The organism is Bradyrhizobium sp., from assembly GCF_030697065.1.
GTDB lineage: Bacteria > Pseudomonadota > Alphaproteobacteria > Rhizobiales > Xanthobacteraceae > Bradyrhizobium.
The window spans coordinates 1-15,572 of record NZ_JAUYQU010000308.1 but is presented as its reverse complement, the minus strand read 5'-3'; the positions used below and the strand labels follow the sequence as shown (position 1 = coordinate 15,572).

General features: G+C 65.7%; 14 protein-coding genes. 8 read left to right on the top strand and 6 right to left on the bottom strand.

Annotated elements, in window-relative coordinates:
• The 3 genes from Q8R73_RS24520 to Q8R73_RS24510 form a co-directional block, all read right to left on the bottom strand.
• On the bottom strand, positions 1-1,334 hold a 1,334-nt coding region (locus Q8R73_RS24520), incomplete at its 3' end, for a protein-disulfide reductase DsbD domain-containing protein (protein WP_305722128.1).
• Positions 1,335-1,342: 8 nt separating this feature from the next.
• Positions 1,343-2,074 carry a L,D-transpeptidase gene (locus Q8R73_RS24515; protein WP_305722127.1) on the bottom strand — a complete coding sequence of 244 codons (732 nt, stop codon included), beginning with the start codon at positions 2,072-2,074 and terminating at the stop codon, positions 1,343-1,345.
• A gap of 55 nt (positions 2,075-2,129) precedes the next feature.
• Positions 2,130-2,513 (bottom strand): hypothetical protein, encoded by a 384-nt coding sequence (locus tag Q8R73_RS24510; RefSeq protein WP_305722126.1) that lies wholly within the window; start codon positions 2,511-2,513, stop codon positions 2,130-2,132.
• 172 nt (positions 2,514-2,685) lie between these two features.
• On the opposite strand from Q8R73_RS24510, the gene Q8R73_RS24505 reads away from it, so the two are divergent.
• The 3 genes from Q8R73_RS24505 to Q8R73_RS24495 are packed head-to-tail and all read left to right on the top strand — an operon-like array spanning position 2,686 to position 6,973.
• On the top strand, positions 2,686-3,357 hold the full coding sequence (locus tag Q8R73_RS24505; protein WP_305722125.1) for a TetR/AcrR family transcriptional regulator: 672 nt from the start codon (positions 2,686-2,688) through the stop codon (positions 3,355-3,357).
• A complete protein-coding gene (locus Q8R73_RS24500) occupies positions 3,354-6,044 on the top strand; it encodes a molybdopterin-dependent oxidoreductase (RefSeq protein ID WP_305722124.1) in 2,691 nt (896 codons plus the stop codon). Before Q8R73_RS24505 ends, Q8R73_RS24500 begins: the two co-directional genes overlap by 4 nt.
• On the top strand, positions 6,041-6,973 hold the full coding sequence (locus Q8R73_RS24495) for a xanthine dehydrogenase family protein subunit M (RefSeq protein WP_305722123.1): 933 nt from the start codon (positions 6,041-6,043) through the stop codon (positions 6,971-6,973). Before Q8R73_RS24500 ends, Q8R73_RS24495 begins: the two co-directional genes overlap by 4 nt.
• 41 nt (positions 6,974-7,014) lie before the next feature.
• Here Q8R73_RS24495 and Q8R73_RS24490 read toward each other — a convergent pair whose 3' ends face one another.
• The 3 genes from Q8R73_RS24490 to Q8R73_RS24480 all read right to left on the bottom strand — a co-directional run bounded on the left by Q8R73_RS24490 (position 7,015) and on the right by Q8R73_RS24480 (position 10,014).
• Complete coding sequence (locus Q8R73_RS24490) at positions 7,015-7,398, bottom strand: hypothetical protein (protein ID WP_305722122.1); 384 nt, start codon at positions 7,396-7,398, stop codon at positions 7,015-7,017.
• A gap of 117 nt (positions 7,399-7,515) precedes the next feature.
• A complete protein-coding gene (locus tag Q8R73_RS24485) occupies positions 7,516-8,718 on the bottom strand; it encodes an efflux RND transporter periplasmic adaptor subunit (RefSeq protein WP_305722121.1) in 1,203 nt (400 codons plus the stop codon).
• Between the two features lie 114 nt (positions 8,719-8,832).
• Positions 8,833-10,014, bottom strand: coding sequence for an extensin family protein (locus tag Q8R73_RS24480; RefSeq protein ID WP_305722120.1), 1,182 nt, complete (start codon positions 10,012-10,014; stop codon positions 8,833-8,835).
• A gap of 599 nt (positions 10,015-10,613) precedes the next feature.
• On the opposite strand from Q8R73_RS24480, the gene Q8R73_RS24475 reads away from it, so the two are divergent.
• The 5 genes from Q8R73_RS24475 to Q8R73_RS24455 all read left to right on the top strand — a co-directional run.
• Entirely contained in the window at positions 10,614-11,354 is a 741-nt protein-coding gene (locus tag Q8R73_RS24475; protein ID WP_305722119.1) for a DUF2147 domain-containing protein, read from the top strand.
• Between the two features lie 253 nt (positions 11,355-11,607).
• On the top strand, positions 11,608-11,925 hold the full coding sequence (locus tag Q8R73_RS24470) for a hypothetical protein (RefSeq protein ID WP_305722118.1): 318 nt from the start codon (positions 11,608-11,610) through the stop codon (positions 11,923-11,925).
• 129 nt (positions 11,926-12,054) lie between these two features.
• Positions 12,055-13,455 (top strand): TAXI family TRAP transporter solute-binding subunit, encoded by a 1,401-nt coding sequence (locus Q8R73_RS24465; protein ID WP_305722117.1) that lies wholly within the window; start codon positions 12,055-12,057, stop codon positions 13,453-13,455.
• A 285-nt stretch (positions 13,456-13,740) separates the two neighbouring features.
• Complete coding sequence (locus Q8R73_RS24460; RefSeq protein ID WP_305722116.1) at positions 13,741-14,415, top strand: L,D-transpeptidase; 675 nt, start codon at positions 13,741-13,743, stop codon at positions 14,413-14,415.
• Positions 14,416-14,658: 243 nt separating this feature from the next.
• On the top strand, positions 14,659-15,572 hold a 914-nt coding region (locus tag Q8R73_RS24455; protein WP_305722115.1), incomplete at its 3' end, for a DUF4403 family protein.

Below are 15,572 nucleotides of genomic sequence, written 5' to 3'. Positions count from 1 at the left end.
AAACCCACGGCGGTCCCGACCAGCGGCGCCGAGCAGGGAGTTGCGAGCAGCGTCGCCACGAAGCCGCCTAGAAAATGCGATGTGACCGACGTGCCGCCCGCGAGGCCACTCGCCCGGGTGAGTAAGCCCGAGGATACCGCGAGGTGAAACAGCCCGAACTGGCTCGCGGCGAACATGGACAAAACAACTGCCATGCCAACCAGAAACAGCGGCTGCTGGAACTGGATGCCCCATCCGACGCTGGCGCCGGCCCACTTCATGCCGGCAAGCGTGCCTGCCAGCAGCAGAAAGGACACCAAGATGCCTGCGGCCGAGGCCGCAAATCCCTTGCGAACCTGGCCCCGATCGCCGGTGCTGCCGTGAACGAACGAAAGCAGTTTCAGCGACAGCACCGGGAACACGCAGGGCATCAGGTTCAGGATGAACCCGCCGGCAAGCGCGATGCCGATCAGGGCGAAGATGCCGCTCGGAGCATCCGGCGCCGGCTGCGGAGCCCCCGAATCATTCGTTGCTGCTGGGTTCGCCCGCGGCGCGGGTGACAGCGCCAACACGGCTGCGCCGTTGGACACCACGGTTGCGGTTACCGGGCGCGTGCGAAGGCTCTCGGCTGTCTCGCCCGGCAGGTTTACGATCAGGGTCGCCCGATTGCCTTGACCGAATGTCACGATCGGCTTGTCACCGCTGACCGGCGGATCGCTCTCGACGAAGGCGTCCGGCTCGAGCAGGGGCCCGGTCGACGCCATCTCGATCCGCAGCGATGCCGGCCCGGTCAGAGATCGCTCGACCGAGAGAACCGACAACACACTGGAGGTCGCGAGCGGCACCCTGGAGCGCCATGCATCGATGATTGTCGCGGAGTCGCCGCTGGCACCCGGCCGGATCGTGGCCGCGAGCGCGCGCTCCTCCCGAATACAGATGGTGCTGCAGGCGTAGATCGCGAGTTTCAGGTCGATGCGCGTCTCGACACCTGGATCCCGAACCTTGATCCTGACCGGGAACAGCACTTCCCGGGCGTACCCTATCGTTTCGAATCCGAGGATCGACAGCCGGGATGGCGCAGGCCAGCCGACCTCCGCATCGACGATATTCGACGAGCCGGACCAATCGAATTCTGTAGGCAGACCGGCGTCCCCCGGGGATTTCCAGTAGGTTTTCCAGCCGGGACCGAGGTCCAGCCGGACGCCGATCCAGAACTGCCGACTGCCAACTTCGGAGGCACCTGTCACGAGGTCGGCCTTGATATCTGGCTTCCGCGCTGCCGCTTGCGCGGGGGCCTGGCCCTGCGCAACGGCGATCGTTGATATCAAAGTGAGTGCGGCCATCGCACCGAGCAAGAGACGCATCATCTCGACACCTCGGCTGGGGTACGGAGATTGGCCTCCGCCGAGGAGGCCGCACGCGCTTCCTGTTCCGAGACAACGACGACCCTGGAGCCGACCGGCACACGGTCGAACAGATCGATCACGTCCTGGTTCAAGAGCCGGATACATCCGCTCGAGACATTCTTGCCGATGCTTTCGGGCTCGTTGGTGCCGTGAATGCGATACAGCGTGTCCTTGCCGTTCTGGAACAGGTACAGCGCACGTGCGCCGAGTGGATTCTCGATCCCTGCGCCCATACCGGCGCGGTATTTTTCCAGTTCGGGCTGCCGGGCGATCATGGCGGATGGAGGTGTCCAGGTCGGCCACTGCGCCTTGCGGCGAATGTCCGCCGTTCCGGACCATCCAAATCCGTCACGGCCGACCCCTACCCCGTAACGCATCGCAAAGCCGCTTTCCTGCACAAGGTAGAGAAACCTGGCGTAGGGATCGACGACGATGGTGCCCGGCGGATGCTGGGTCGCGTAGCGGACCCGTTGCTTGAGGTATTTCGGGTCTATCGTTCCGGCGTCGATCGCCGGAATCTTGTGCGCGCGATCGGTGATTGCGGGGTACTGGGGCCGGGGCGGCGCATGCGACGCCTGCTGGAGCGTTGCCTGATTGCAGGCGGCCAGCAGGAGCGTCAATCCGGCTGCGCAAAGCACGCGCAGGCACGGACGCGCCGCCGCACGGAGTGCGGCTAACGGCGATGTCATGAAAAGTCTCCGAAGGGATCTATGGACGCAATGATGACGTCAGCGCGAAGCTGACTTATGCGCCGATCCGCGGAGGCCGGAACTGGGGAGCGGCAAGCCACTGCACATGGAGCAGCCTGTCGGCGAACGGCACCACGGCGGCGGTGCCATGCGAGGCTTCCATCACTGAGGAAGGCTTGATCTCCAACACCGCCAGGGTGCCGACACTGCACGAGGTGCCCACGGCGCCGGGCACCGCCCGCTGGCAGGGCTTGTCACCCTTCACCGAATGACTCTGCAGAAAGGCCGCCGATGCGGCTTTTGAGGGCGCGCGCGCGAAGCCGGGCTGAAGGAAAGATGCAAACATCCCCAGGATACACACCAGCGCAAGCAGCGACCGCCACAGGCCCTTCGGCTGGCTGGGCGTTCCGCGCCTGGAATTGATGGGGGATGGGTACACTTGAGCTTTCTGCTTCAGACGTGCAGCGACTAGCAAGTCACCTCTGCGTGAGGCCGGGGGTTTACCAGCCTTCATTATATTAGCAACACCTAATGATGCGTGAAATCCAGGCGTCCGCCGTCCACACGATTCCGTTATTTGACACTTTTTCTTACTTTGTCAAAATCGACAAATGAAGCCGCGCGACCGCATTCTCGATGCCGCCATGGCCGTGTTCCGCCGGCACGGTTTCCGTCGTTCCTCGATCGAGCAGGCGGCCGAGGCCGCCGGCCTGACGCGGCAGGCGCTCTATCATCATTTCGAGTCCAAGGAAGCGCTGTTCCGCGCCGTCATCGAACGGCTGCATGATGGCGCGCTGGCTGCCGAGGTCGCGGCGGCCGATGCCGCGGAAAAGGCCGGCGGCAGCCTTGCCGACATCCTGATCGCCGGGGTGACGGCGCGGCTCAGGCAGTTCATCGCGTCGTTCGAGGGCTCGCCGCATATCGAGGAGCTGTTCTCCGAACATCTGCTGCAGGCGCGCGACCTCTACCAGAAATATGCGGAGCTCTACGCCGCCCATGGCGCAGCCACGATCGAGCGGGTCTGCCGCAAGCAGCGCCTCGCGCTGGCCAAGGGCATGACGCCGCAGAAGCTGGCGCAATACCTGGAAATGGCGATCAGCGGCGCCAAGTCGGCCCATCCGGCGATGCAGCCGGCCGACGCCTTCGTCGACGCGCTCACCACCATGGCGCGGATGCTGATCGCCGGCGCCGTCACCGCCTCGCCGAAGCCATCGGCAAAATCCGCCACCAAGAAGACTGTCCCGAAAAAGCCCGTTCGCCAGAAATCTGGAGGTCGCAAATGAGCACGATGACGATCAACGGTCGCCCCGCCACACTGCCCGACGATCCCGATGCGCTTCTCGTCGATGTCATAAGGGACGATCTCGGTCTGACCGGCACCAAACTGGTGTGCGGCGCCGGCGTTTGCGGCGCCTGCACCGTGCTGGTGGATGGCGCGCCGGTCGTGAGCTGCCTGATGCCGGCGCGGGCTGCCGCCAACACCGCGGTGACGACGGTGGAAGGCATCGGCGCGACGGACCTGCATCCGGTGCAGAAGGCCTTCATGGCGCACGACGCGCTGCAATGCGGATTCTGCACGCCGGGCTTCGTGGTCGAGGCCGCGGTATTCTGCGATGCCTGGCGCAAGGACAAGGGAACGGCGATCCCGTCGCGCGAGGAAATCGGTGCGGCGTTGTCGGGACATCTGTGCCGCTGCGGCGCCTATGACGGCATCTTCAATGCGGTGGCCGCGGCCTGCGCCGGCCAGTTCGACGGCATTGAGTTCGCCTCGCCGCGCGTCGAGGCGCGTGCCAAGGTGACGGGATCAGCCAAATACACCGTCGATATCCGCCATGACGGACAGCAGGAAGGCGTCATCCTGCGTTCGCGATTTCCGCACTCCCGGATCACCGAGCTCGATCTCTCGCCGGCGCGGGCAATTCCCGGCGTCAGCGCAGCGGTCTCGCTACTCGGCGACGACCGCATCGTGCGCTTTGTCGGCGATCCCATCGCCGCCGTTGCGGCCAAGGACCGCAAGACCGCCGAGGCGGCCATCGCGGCCATCAGGATGAACGCCGAACGCCTGCCGTCGGTGATCGGTCTCGACGCCGCGCGAGACCCCGGTTCACCCGTAGTGTTCGAAAAGTCCAGCCGCAGGAAAGCGGGCAACGTCTCCGAAGGCACGCCGGCGCCTGCCGCCTGGAACGGCAATGTCCGCGGACCGTCCTCGGCATTTTCGCAGAAGGCCAGGAAGGCGAGGAACTGGGTCGCGGCCGCGCGCGAGCAGCAAAATCCCTGGCTGGTCGAGGAGACCTTCCGCACCGGCACGCAGTCGCATAGCTGCCTGGAGCCGCATGCCACCGTCGCACGTTTCGACGGCGACCGGCTCACCGTGCATGCCTCGACGCAGTCGGTGTTTCACCTCATGGAGCTGATCGCCAAGCGCTACAGACTCGGCCATGACAAGGTCCGCGTCATCGCCGATCACGTCGGCGGCGGCTTCGGCTCCAAGGGCACGCTCGGCATCGAGACAACGGCGGCGATCGACCTCGCGCGCGAAGCCAGGGCGCCGGTCCGGATCGCCTATGACCGGCATGAGGAAATGTCCGTCACCGGTTATCGCCCGGCGACCGAGTTGAAGATCGCGCTGTTGCCTTCCGGGCAGGGCGGACTCAAGGCGCTGTCGCTCACCGCCTATGCCGACACCGGCGCCGCGACCAACTCGACGCTCGCCGCCCTCGCCCGCCTGATCTATCCGGCGGAAGCCAAGGAACTGGTCGATTACGACGTCATCAGCAATTTGCCGCCCGGCGCGCCGTTCCGCGGTCCCGGCGGGCCGCCAATGGCGTTCGCGCTGGAACAGGCGATCGACGAGGCCGCGCTGCGGATGAAACTCGATCCGATCGCATTGCGGCAACGCTGGGATCCCAATCCCAACCGGCAGCGTCTCTATGACTGGGCGGCCGGCCTCGATCTGTGGCGCAACAGGCCGACGGCACGTGCACAGACCGGCCGCTATCGCCGCGGCGTCGGCGTCGCCGCCGGCTACTGGCTTTATATCTGGCAGCCCGGGGTGAAGATCGAACTCAAGGTCGAGAGCGGACGCCTGGTCGCGAGCACCGCGACCCAGGACATCGGCCAGGGCAGCCGCACCGTGATCGCCAATACCGTCGCGCACGAATTCGGACTGGAGCCGCACGACGTCGACGTCCGGATCGGCGATTCCGATCTCCCGGAAGGACCGGGCGCCGGCGGCAGCCGCAGCACGGCTTCGGTCATTCCGCCGACGCTGCTGGCCGCACAAAAACTGAAAGACGCGATCGAGCAGCATGCCAAACGCAAACCGGTGCCCGGCTCCAACGCGCCATGGCGCGAGATGATCGCGGCCTCGCCCGATCTCGCCGTCGCCAGCGTGCGTCCGGAAGACTCCAGGCCGGCCGCTCCCGACATTCGCTCGCCGATGAAGGACGCGGGCTTCATCGGCATGATCTTCGGCTGGATGTTGCGGCGGTTTTCCAATCTGGCGGTCGGCGCCGGCGTGCCGAGTTCGGTGCAGGTGATCGAGGTGGAAGTCGATACCTGGCTCGGCCATGTCCGCGTGCTCAGCGTCCATACCGGCATCGCCGTCGGCCGGATCGCCGCCCCCGCACTGGCGCGCAGCCAGGCCACGGGCTCGGTGATCCAGGGCCTCGGCTATGCGCTCTACGAAGCGCGCGAAACCGATTCCCGCAGCGGCAACGTGCTCTCCGCGGGGATGGAGGATTACCGGATCCCGGGAATCGCCGACACGCCCGCGCTATCGGTGCATTTCGACGAAGCCGGCTTCGATCACGTGCTCGGCGGCAGCGTCGGAATCGGCGAAGTGGCGACGGTGCCGACCTCGCCGGCGCTGGCCAATGCCATCCACAACGCCACCGGCGTCAGGCTGACCGAAATTCCGATCCGTCCAGACCGACTGATATCGGCCTTGAAAGGGAGGACCGCAGCATGACCGCCGCGATGACGGCTACCGCCCAACGCGCCGAATTCCGCGCCGCCGGCACCGACCTTTCCGAACGGCGGCGCAGCGGCGTCTCCAGGGGACCGCTGATCGACCTTTCCGCCACGCCCGACACGATCGGCGTCACCTGGGCCGCCGATGGCGCCGCCACCATCGGCGCGCTCACCAGCATCGCCGCGATCGGCGCCGACCCGCGCATCGCCGCGGCCTATCCCGGCATCGCTGCCGCCGCATCGGGTCTCGCCACGCCGCAGGTTCGTCATCTCGCCACGCTCGGCGGCAACCTCGCGCAGCGCTCGCGCTGCTGGTATTTTCGCGATCCGCATATCGCCTGCCTCAGGAAGGGCGGCAGCGATTGCCCGGCGCGGACAGGCAATCACCTCTACAGCGTCGCCTTCGATCTCGGCCCCTGCGTGGCACCGCATCCTTCCACCATGGCGGCGGCGCTGCTCGCCTATGATGCCAGGATCATCACCAGCCAGCGTCCGGGGATTTCGATCGGCGAACTGCTGGGGGACGGCTCCAACGCGACGTCGGATCACGCGCTGGCGCCAGATGAAATGATCCGCGGCGTCGAACTATCAGCGCCGCTGCCGGGCGAGCGAGCGCTCTACAAGCGTGCCATCAGCCGCAGCCATGCGGAATGGCCGCTGGTGGAAGTGTGCGCCCGCGCCGTCGTGACGTCGGATACCTTCCAGTTCATCCGCCTCACCGCCGGCGGCGTCGCGCCGGTGCCGCTCCGCCTCGCCGCGTGCGAGACCGCCTTGCAAGGAAAAGCCGCCAACGCGACGGCAATTGCGGAAGCGGCACGGCTGGCGAGGTCAGGCGCCAACCCGCTACCGATGACGGGCTACAAGCTCGACCTGCTGGAAGGCGTCGTGCGTGATGTGCTGGAGCGACTGTTGGAAAAGGTCGGGTAGGCGGGGCAAGGGCGCGTTCTTCGCGCCGTTTGATGGCCGCCTCAGCATCCCCGGCAGATGCTGAACTTGCTGTCGACCGGTTTGCCACGCGCGCGTGCAGGGGCACGCGAGGGGCGGCGCCGTTCGCTGCGGGACACGGTCGCGGGACGCCGGTTGACGTTCTCGCGCGGCCTCACCGCCGGCGCGACGCGGGTGGAAGTCAGGGGTGCCACGGACGGAACCGCCGGGACCGCAATGTTCGGCGGCGGCGGTGCAATCGGGGCCGCGTTGCCGGCGCCGCTGGGATCGTTGACCGAATTATTGAGTCCGCCGGCGCTGCCCGGCCCCCTGATACCGCTGACCCCGGCATCCTGGGCGAGAGATTCGACATTGGCGGCCAGACTGGCCGCCAACGCAACAACGAGAAACACCGACTTGCCGAACATGATCACGCTCCTTTGGCAAACCTTAACGGTTCGACCGGCGTAGCGTTCCGCGACCGCGCGTCGCGGATGATCGCGTTCGAATAGGATGAACTGTTTCCGCTTCCTCCGGGGAAGACGCTACCTGATGCTGGCCTGCGCTGCCGGCTGGCGATCCGGAATCGAACTCGTGGTTGCGTCGGCGTCGACCCATGCCTGCGGCTTGACCCGATCGCCCGGCGCAAATTTCTGAAAACCGTCGACCACCACCCGATCGCCGTCCTTCAGGCCGTCGTCCACCAGCCACAGGCCGTCCTGGGCGACACCGATACGAACCGGTTGCACGGCGACGCGACCATCATCCTTGACCACGAAGACATCGCTGCCGCCTCCGGCGTTGTGCTGGATCGCCTGCTGCGGCACGGCGATGGCATCGGTGTCGATGCCCTGCTCGACCAGCACCCGCACGAACATGCCCGGGAGCAATTCCCGCTTGGGGTTGGGAAATTGACCCCGCACCGTCACCTGCCCGGTATTGGCGTCGACCCTGGATTCCGAGAACAGCAACTTGCCGGGCAACGGATAGAGCGCGCCGTCATCCAGCACGAGGCGAACCCGGGCCGCGGACGGCGCGATCCGGTCGAGATCGCCGTCGTCGAACGCGCGCCGGAGCCTGTTCATCTCGCTCACGGATTGCGTGAAGTCGGCATAGACCAAATCGAGTTGCTGGATCGTCGCCAGATTTGCCTCGTTCTCGACGACCAGCGCACCTTCGCTGACCAGTGCCGCGCCGACCACACCATCGATCGGCGCGCGAATCGTGGCGTAGTTCAGATTGAGCCGCGCGCGCGCGACATCGGCCCTGCGCGCCTCGACTTCGGCTTCCGCCTGACGCATCGCGCCGGTCGCTTGTTCGTGCTGGAATTCGGCGACGATGTTCCTGCTCGCGAGCGTCGTAATGCGGCGTGCATGCTGTGCCGCCAGATCGAACACCGCAATGGCTTTGGCCAGCGCCGCCTCGGTGGCGCGCAACTCGACTTCGAGGGGCCTTTGGTCGATACGATAGAGCGGATCGCCGGCTTTCACGTCAGAGCCCTGGTGAAACAACCGTTCGACCACGATGCCGGATATGCGCGGCCTGACATCGGCAATGCGGGTCGGGGCTATCCGGCCCGGCAATTCGCGAAGCAGGGCGCGGGGCCGGGATTTCACGGTCACGATGCCCACGCCGGGGGCGATTTCCGTTGCAGCCCGTGCCGAAGCGGGTTCGTCGCATCCAGCGAGGACGGGCGCAAGGCCGGCCAGCAGCATTGCACCGCAGGCAACGCGCGAGTAATTCAGCATTGGAACTATCCCCGTTTTTCGTTCGTGTTCTAACCCGCCCGCCCCTGATCAACCTCGACCGCTTTGCTTAACGAAAAGTTAGCATCGGACGCATGCGACGTGCTTGACGGCCATCTACTCGTCCAGCAACTCGTCTTCCTCGTTGACCTTGTCGAAGACCTTGCGCCGGGGCGACAGCGTCTTGCGGGCGCCGATCGAGCCGGTCACATAACTCTCGCGCGAGGCATAGGGGTTGCGCTGCCCGGCGCGGTCGGCGATCTCTTCGCCCGAGACGGCGGCGGGCTGGCAGATGGCGCGCTGGCTTTTGCGGCGCATCAGGTCGATGTGGATGTGATCGTAGTGATAGATGTTGGAGCCCGGCGCCAGCACAGTGTTGAACTGCTGACAGGCCGCGGCCTGGATGTCGCGCAGGAACCCCTGCTCTTCGGGCATGCCCTTCCAGCCGTTCTTCACGGTGACGATGCGGCCGTCAGCCAGCCTGAAGGACGCGATGTCGAGCGCATTGCCGAAGGCGTGCTCGGAAATCCGCGCACGCGAATTGCCGTTCATGCCGCGGCAGGAATAGGCGGAGATCTGCTTGATCTCGGCCACCCTGGTGCCGAACCAGCGCTGTGCTGCCGGCTGCACGGAATCGGCGAGCCAGCGATCGAGCGCCGAGACCATCGGGCAGGCCAGGGTCGCTGCGGGCTTCATCGCGACCGGACCGACCGCGACGGAATGGCCCTGCGACGGCCCGAGCCGCGGCAGCGGCTGCGCCGTGGGGCGATCCGAATAAGGCATGGGCGCGCGCTCGCGCGGATAGGCCGAGGGATGGCCTTGCCGGCCCGCCGGTTCCCCGGATATTGGCGCGATATCGTCATCTTCGAGAGGGACGCCCGGCGCCGTCAACGAGATCGGACCGTTCGACGCCGCACCATAACCGCCGGGCTGGCGCATCGATTGGTCGGGGTAGGATGGAGGCGGCGCGGCGCGAGGCGGCTGCGAAACCGGCCAGCGCGGCCCGTTGCCGATGGCGCCGGGCGGCCGCAAATCGTCGGCAAAGCCAAAGCTGCCGATGGCTTCGCCGAGCGCGGCCACCTTGAGCGGATATTCCGCGCCGCAGACTCCCGGACCTGAAATCGGATCGATCCGGATCAGTTCGGCGCTCTCCTTCACCGCTCCGGACTTCAGGCATGCCAATTCGGCCTCAGTCCGCCACGGTTCGCGCTCCTCGGACTGAAAAAATCCGCGGCCACAGCCCGCCAGCGAAACAAGGACGAAGGAGCCGACGAGATACAAACGAACTCCGCGCGTCATGCGCGCAACTTCAACTAATTTATTTAACGACTCTTCAACGCGTTGTTTTCACGGTTCTTTAACCATGTTGCCAGCGGTCTCACCCTGTCGACAGACGATAATAGTGCAGCATGGCTGACTTTTTGCGCCGGGAACGCTTTGCTAGCTTCAGCAGTTGAGCGAGCGGTGACATGAACTCGGAGATTTCGCGATGACATTGCTGGGTCCTCTGGTCAGCAAAGTGAGCGTTGTTACCGCGTATGCAGCCATCGCCTTTGTCGGCGCCATCGTGCTCGGGGTGATCTAGCGTAGCCCCCGCAATCCCGACTGAAACAGCGCCCGGCGGTCTGGAGCAATCCAGCCGCCGGGCGTTTTCGTGAGACCATCACTGGATGGTCGGTGCCTGCGAGAATTGCCGCGAGGAGATCAGCCTCTCCGGCCTGGCGACGATCCGGGTCCGGTTGTTGGTTGAACCAAACGTCCGAGTGCACAGCCTTCGACCCGCAGCGCGGCGCCGCCAGCGCCCCCGCGCTGTCCGGGTGACGCAGATCACGGAAGCCGGCGGCAACCCCGCATAAGGTCCGGGCAAGTTCACAAGCCCGCTCACCCCGGAGGCTCACATGAAAAGACTTCTCGTTCTCGCCGCTCTGCTGATGGCCAGCCCGTCCGCTCATGCCGGCAATTCGATTTCCTTCCAGATCGAGGGACACAAGATCCGTGTCCACGCGCCGAAGAATTGCAGTTCGCTGTCCTGCATCCAGATCTCGGCGCCGAGTATTTCCAGTTCCACTATTTCCGGTTCGAGCTTCGGCAGTTTCAAGGGCTTCAAGTCGAACAGTTCCGACGACAATACCGATGTTGCCGAACCGGCGCCGACGGCCGCGCCGGCCCCGGCCCCCGTTGTTCAGGCGCCGCAGCCGGCAGCCCCGGTCGCGATCCCCGCGCCCGCCGCGCCGACGACGGTGGCAACCGTTTCGCCGGCACCGTCCGTCGCAGTCGATGCGTCACCCGCTCCGGCAGCGGCCCCGGCCGCCGCACCGCAACCCGCCCCGGTCGCCGCCGCGCCGGCGCCTGCACCGGCCACGCCGCTCGGCATCTGGGCCACCGAGAAAAACAAGGGCAACGTCCGGATCGAGGAATGCGGAAAGAACCTGTGCGGCTATGCCGAGAAGACCGGCAAGAAGATCCTGATCAACATGAAGCCGCAGGCATCCAACTGGACCGGCACGATTCACGACCCCGACAGCGGCCGCAATTACGACTCCACGATCGCGATGAAGGGCAGCAACGCATTGCGGGTTCAGGGCTGCGCCTTCGGCGGCATGTTCTGCGGCGGCCAGACCTGGAAGCGCGTCAGTTAAGAAATCGAACCCAATACGTCCTCGTCATTCCGGGATGGTCCGAACGACCAGACCCGGAATCTCGAGATTCCGGGCTCGATGCTGCGCATCGCCCCGGAATGACAGTTAATGTCAGCGATGAAGCAAACCTCAACGCGACGAAACCAATTTGTGCGGTTGACGCAAACGTCCTGAAACGGATGTCGGGTAGTTTCTTCGCAAGGAGACGCCGGGGACCGGCACAACTTCGCAATGGGCGAAAAAGGGGACATCAATGGCTTTCACTGCATCGAATAATGGCGTCCGCAAATTGCTGGTCGCGACCGTACTGGCCTTCGGCATGCTGACGACGGGCGCGCTGGCCCACACGGCGGAGCAGGAGCAGATGTGCGCGGGCGACGCAATGCGGCTGTGCAGTTCGGAAATTCCCGACGTCGACCGCATCACCGCCTGCATGCACCGGCAGCGCGCGATGCTGAGCGACGGCTGCAGGGCGGTTTTCCGCAAGGAGACGCCGGCGGCCACTGCCGTGAACTACTCTTCATCGAAGCCCGGCAAGCCGGTCAATCTGGCGCCGGCCAGGGTGAAGTAATCGACGCGATCGATCGCGATGTTGTTGCCAAAGGCCCGCCGACCGTTCCGGCGGGCTTTTGCTCGCGCGTAAAGCCTGTTTTCCGTTTTGTCCGCCCGGTCGCGGTTTTTGGTGTAGCGTGGCCGGACCATGTCAGCATCAAACTCGAGCAATACCCCGGACGCGCCGCCCCGACGCCGCAAGCGTAAGGACTATTCGCTGCTGGTTCTGGCCGCAGGCATTTTCCTTTTCGGCGTCGCCGCAGGCGGGCTGTATTACATCCTGCGCCCGGTCACCCTGCGCATCGCGGTCGGCCCGCCCGGCAGCGACGACCAGAGACTGGTGCAGGCGCTGGCGCAGACCTTTGCCCGCGACGGCGGTCCGGTGCGGTTGACGCCGATCACGACCGAGGGCGCAATCGAGAGCATCGCGCTGCTGGCGGCGAAAAAGGCCGACCTTGCGGTCGCGCGCGGCGACCTGGATTTACCGGCCGACGCGCAGTCGGTCGCCATCCTGCGCAAGAACGTCGTGGTGCTATGGTCGGTCCCCGGCCTCCCGGCCAGGGGCACGAAGAAGCCGCCGGCGCCAAGAATCAAGGAACTCGGCGACCTCGCTGGCCATCGGGTCGGGGTCATCGGCCGCACCCAGGCCAATGTCGCGCTGCTGCGCGTGATCCTGACCGAATCCGGCGTCAATGCCGACAAGGTGGCGATCACCCAGTTTCGCACCGATCAAGTCGCCGAAATGGCGCGCGATCCGGCCATCGAAGCCTTCATGGCAGTGGGCCCGCTCGACAGCAAGATCACCATCGAGGCGATCGCCGCCACCGCGAAGGCGCGCGGCGAGCCCAAATTCCTGCCGATCGAGGTCTCGGAGACGATCTCCAAGAAGCACCCGCGCTACGATACCGAGGAAATTCCCGGCAGTACCTTCAGTCCGTCGCCGGCCCGCCCTGCGGACAAGCTCGACACCGTGAGCGTCAGCCATCTGATCGTGGCGCCGAAATCCCTGTCGGAAATCACGGCCGGCGCCTTTGTCCGGCAATTGTTCGCGGTGCGCCAGACGCTTGCCAGGGAAATGCCCGCGGCCGCCAAGATCGAACAGCCGGATACCGACAAGGATGCCGCGGTGCCCGCGCATGCCGGTGCGTCGGCCTATATCGACGGCAACGAACGCACCTTCCTGGAACGTTATTCGGACTTCTTCTGGGGCGCCCTTCTGGCTCTCTCCGGACTGGGATCCGCCGGAGCCTGGCTGAGGCACTATTTGAATCGCGATGAGCGCGAGCAGTACAGCGAGCATCGCGACGACCTGCTCGCCATCATTTCCAAGGTGCGGCTGGCGCAATCGCTGGACGAACTGACCGCCATGCAGAACGAGGTCGATGGCGTATTGCGGGAAACACTGGATTGTTACGACGACGGAGCGATCGAGGAAGGCGACCTGGCGGCGATCGGCCTCGTGCTCGACCAATTCAACCATGCGATCGCCGACAGGCGCGTTGCCATCGGCCTTGTCGCGCCCGAGCCGGCGCGGATGCGGGCGCTGTAATCCGGCGACCAGGGTTCAGCGCGTCGCCCGTTACCCGAACTGGCGCCGGCCTTGGACACTCCCTGCAAAGGTCTGAAACCAATCGATAAAAACTTCGGCGGCGCAGTCGGGAATGACTAACCGCGCACCGCTCTGGCGCCCATGAAACCGCAATGAAACAATTCTTAAGCCGACGAAACCATTTTGGCGACATTGTGCAAACCTCCTGAAACGCTTGACCGGTATTGATCTGACCAACGACGCGCCGGGGACACTGGCGCGCAGGGCGCTAAACAGGGGTCGATCATGTTCAACTCAGCCAGACTGAATCCACGCCGCTTTGCCGCAGCACTCGGTGCGCTGGCGATCGGCGCCTTCGCATTTGCCGGCTCCGCCGCGGCAGCGCCCGTGCAGCTGTTTCCGTTCTTCACGAACCCGGTTCCGCCGGTGCAGGCACAGCCTTCCGACGACGACGAAGGCGCCGTGCGCGAGATGCCGGCGCGCCTGAAGCGCCAGGTCGTCAACTACGCCACCCGCGAGGCGCCCGGCACCATCATCATCGATACGCCCAACACCTATCTCTATTACGTGCTGGGGGGCGGACAGGCGATCCGCTACGGCATTGGCGTCGGTCGCGAAGGCTTCACCTGGTCGGGCGTCCAGACCGTAACCCGGAAGGCGGAGTGGCCGGACTGGACCCCGCCCGCCGAAATGATCGCGCGCCAGCCCTATCTGCCGCGCTACATGGCCGGCGGCCCCGGCAACCCGCTCGGCGCCCGCGCCATGTATCTCGGCGGCACCATCTATCGCATCCACGGCACCAACGCGCCGCACACCATCGGCACCCACGTCTCCTCGGGCTGCCTGCGACTGACCAATGAAGACGTCACCGACCTCTATTCGCGCGTCAGCGTCGGCACCAAGGTGATCGTATTGCCGATGGACCGCCGCGCCGACAACACCAACGGCAAGCGAAGCTGATTTTTTCTTGCATCGGCATGGTTGAAGAATGGCGCGGTCTCCGCGCCATTTTTTGTTGAATCGTAGGGTGGGCAAAGGCGCTCTTTCGCCGTGCCCACCATCTTTACAACGAGGTCGCGATGCGGCCACCTTTATCCGCCGATCTGTGGTGGGCACGCTGCGCTTTGCCCACCCTACCCACCCCGCCCTAGCGCCTCCCGTCCCAGCCCTGTAAACTCCGCCGTTGAACAGTCCGGGGGGAGGATGCGTCTGCCGATCAATCTGAAGATGATCCTGCTCGGGATCGCGGCGCTCGTGGGCTCGTTCTTCGTCAGCCTGAAGGTGATGGACTGGGTGGCGCCGCGCGGCAATGTAAGCGCGCCCGTGCTGGTCGAATTGCCGCCGCTGCCGCCGGCCCCGCGCGCTTCCAGCATTATTGCGCCGGTGGCGATCGCGCTTGGCGCGATTCGCGACGCCGCCGAGCGCGGCGCGCCGCGCAATTTCGCCGGCAAGGCCGACAATCCCGTGACGTCGATCCTGCAGAATGCCGATATCGGCTGGACCGCATCGCGGGGGCCGGTTGCGGCAACCGGCGCCCAGGACGTGCTGTCGCTGGCGACGCCGCTGACGGGAACGCTGAACGTGACCGGCTCGCTGTCGGCGAAGGCGACCGGCGCCGTCGGCGACGCGCTCGGCGGCCTGCTCGGCGGCGACCTCGGCAAGAAGATCGGCAGCGTCAATATCAAGAACCTCAACGCCAGCGCGGAGATCAAGGGCAACGTCGTCATCACCTCGCGGCCGAAACTCGCCGCCGCCTGGCGCGTCGAGCCCAATCTGGCGGCGCAGGTCAATCTCGGCGACACCAGCCTCGTGGTGGCGGGCGCGCGCGTCAACGTGCCGGCGCAGGTCAAGCCGCTGATCGACAAGACGGTGGCCGAGCAGATCGCGGTGGCGCAGGCGCGGATCCGCAACGATCCGGCACTCGAGCAGAACGCGCGGCTCCAGTGGGCCAGGGCCTGCCGCTCGATTCCGCTGCAGGGTACCGGCGCGACATCGACGCAGCCGGCGCTGTGGCTGGAACTGCGGCCGACCCGCGCGATCGCGGCGCAGCCGCGGGTCGATGCCTCGGCGGTGACGCTGACGCTCGGCATCGAGGCCGAGACCCGCATCACGCCGGT

Excerpts from the sequence above, each read along its gene's own strand:
- Q8R73_RS24515 (WP_305722127.1), bottom strand. The coding sequence starts at position 2,074 with ATGACATCGCCGTTAGCCGCACTCCGTGCGGCGGCGCGTCCGTGCCTG.
- Q8R73_RS24505 (WP_305722125.1), top strand. The coding sequence starts at position 2,686 with ATGAAGCCGCGCGACCGCATTCTCGATGCCGCCATGGCCGTGTTCCGC.
- Q8R73_RS24500 (WP_305722124.1), top strand. The coding sequence starts at position 3,354 with ATGAGCACGATGACGATCAACGGTCGCCCCGCCACACTGCCCGACGAT.
- Q8R73_RS24495 (WP_305722123.1), top strand. The coding sequence starts at position 6,041 with ATGACCGCCGCGATGACGGCTACCGCCCAACGCGCCGAATTCCGCGCC.
- Q8R73_RS24490 (WP_305722122.1), bottom strand. The coding sequence starts at position 7,398 with ATGTTCGGCAAGTCGGTGTTTCTCGTTGTTGCGTTGGCGGCCAGTCTG.
- Q8R73_RS24485 (WP_305722121.1), bottom strand. The coding sequence starts at position 8,718 with ATGCTGAATTACTCGCGCGTTGCCTGCGGTGCAATGCTGCTGGCCGGC.
- Q8R73_RS24480 (WP_305722120.1), bottom strand. The coding sequence starts at position 10,014 with ATGACGCGCGGAGTTCGTTTGTATCTCGTCGGCTCCTTCGTCCTTGTT.
- Q8R73_RS24475 (WP_305722119.1), top strand. The coding sequence starts at position 10,614 with ATGAAAAGACTTCTCGTTCTCGCCGCTCTGCTGATGGCCAGCCCGTCC.
- Q8R73_RS24470 (WP_305722118.1), top strand. The coding sequence starts at position 11,608 with ATGGCTTTCACTGCATCGAATAATGGCGTCCGCAAATTGCTGGTCGCG.
- Q8R73_RS24465 (WP_305722117.1), top strand. The coding sequence starts at position 12,055 with ATGTCAGCATCAAACTCGAGCAATACCCCGGACGCGCCGCCCCGACGC.
- Q8R73_RS24460 (WP_305722116.1), top strand. The coding sequence starts at position 13,741 with ATGTTCAACTCAGCCAGACTGAATCCACGCCGCTTTGCCGCAGCACTC.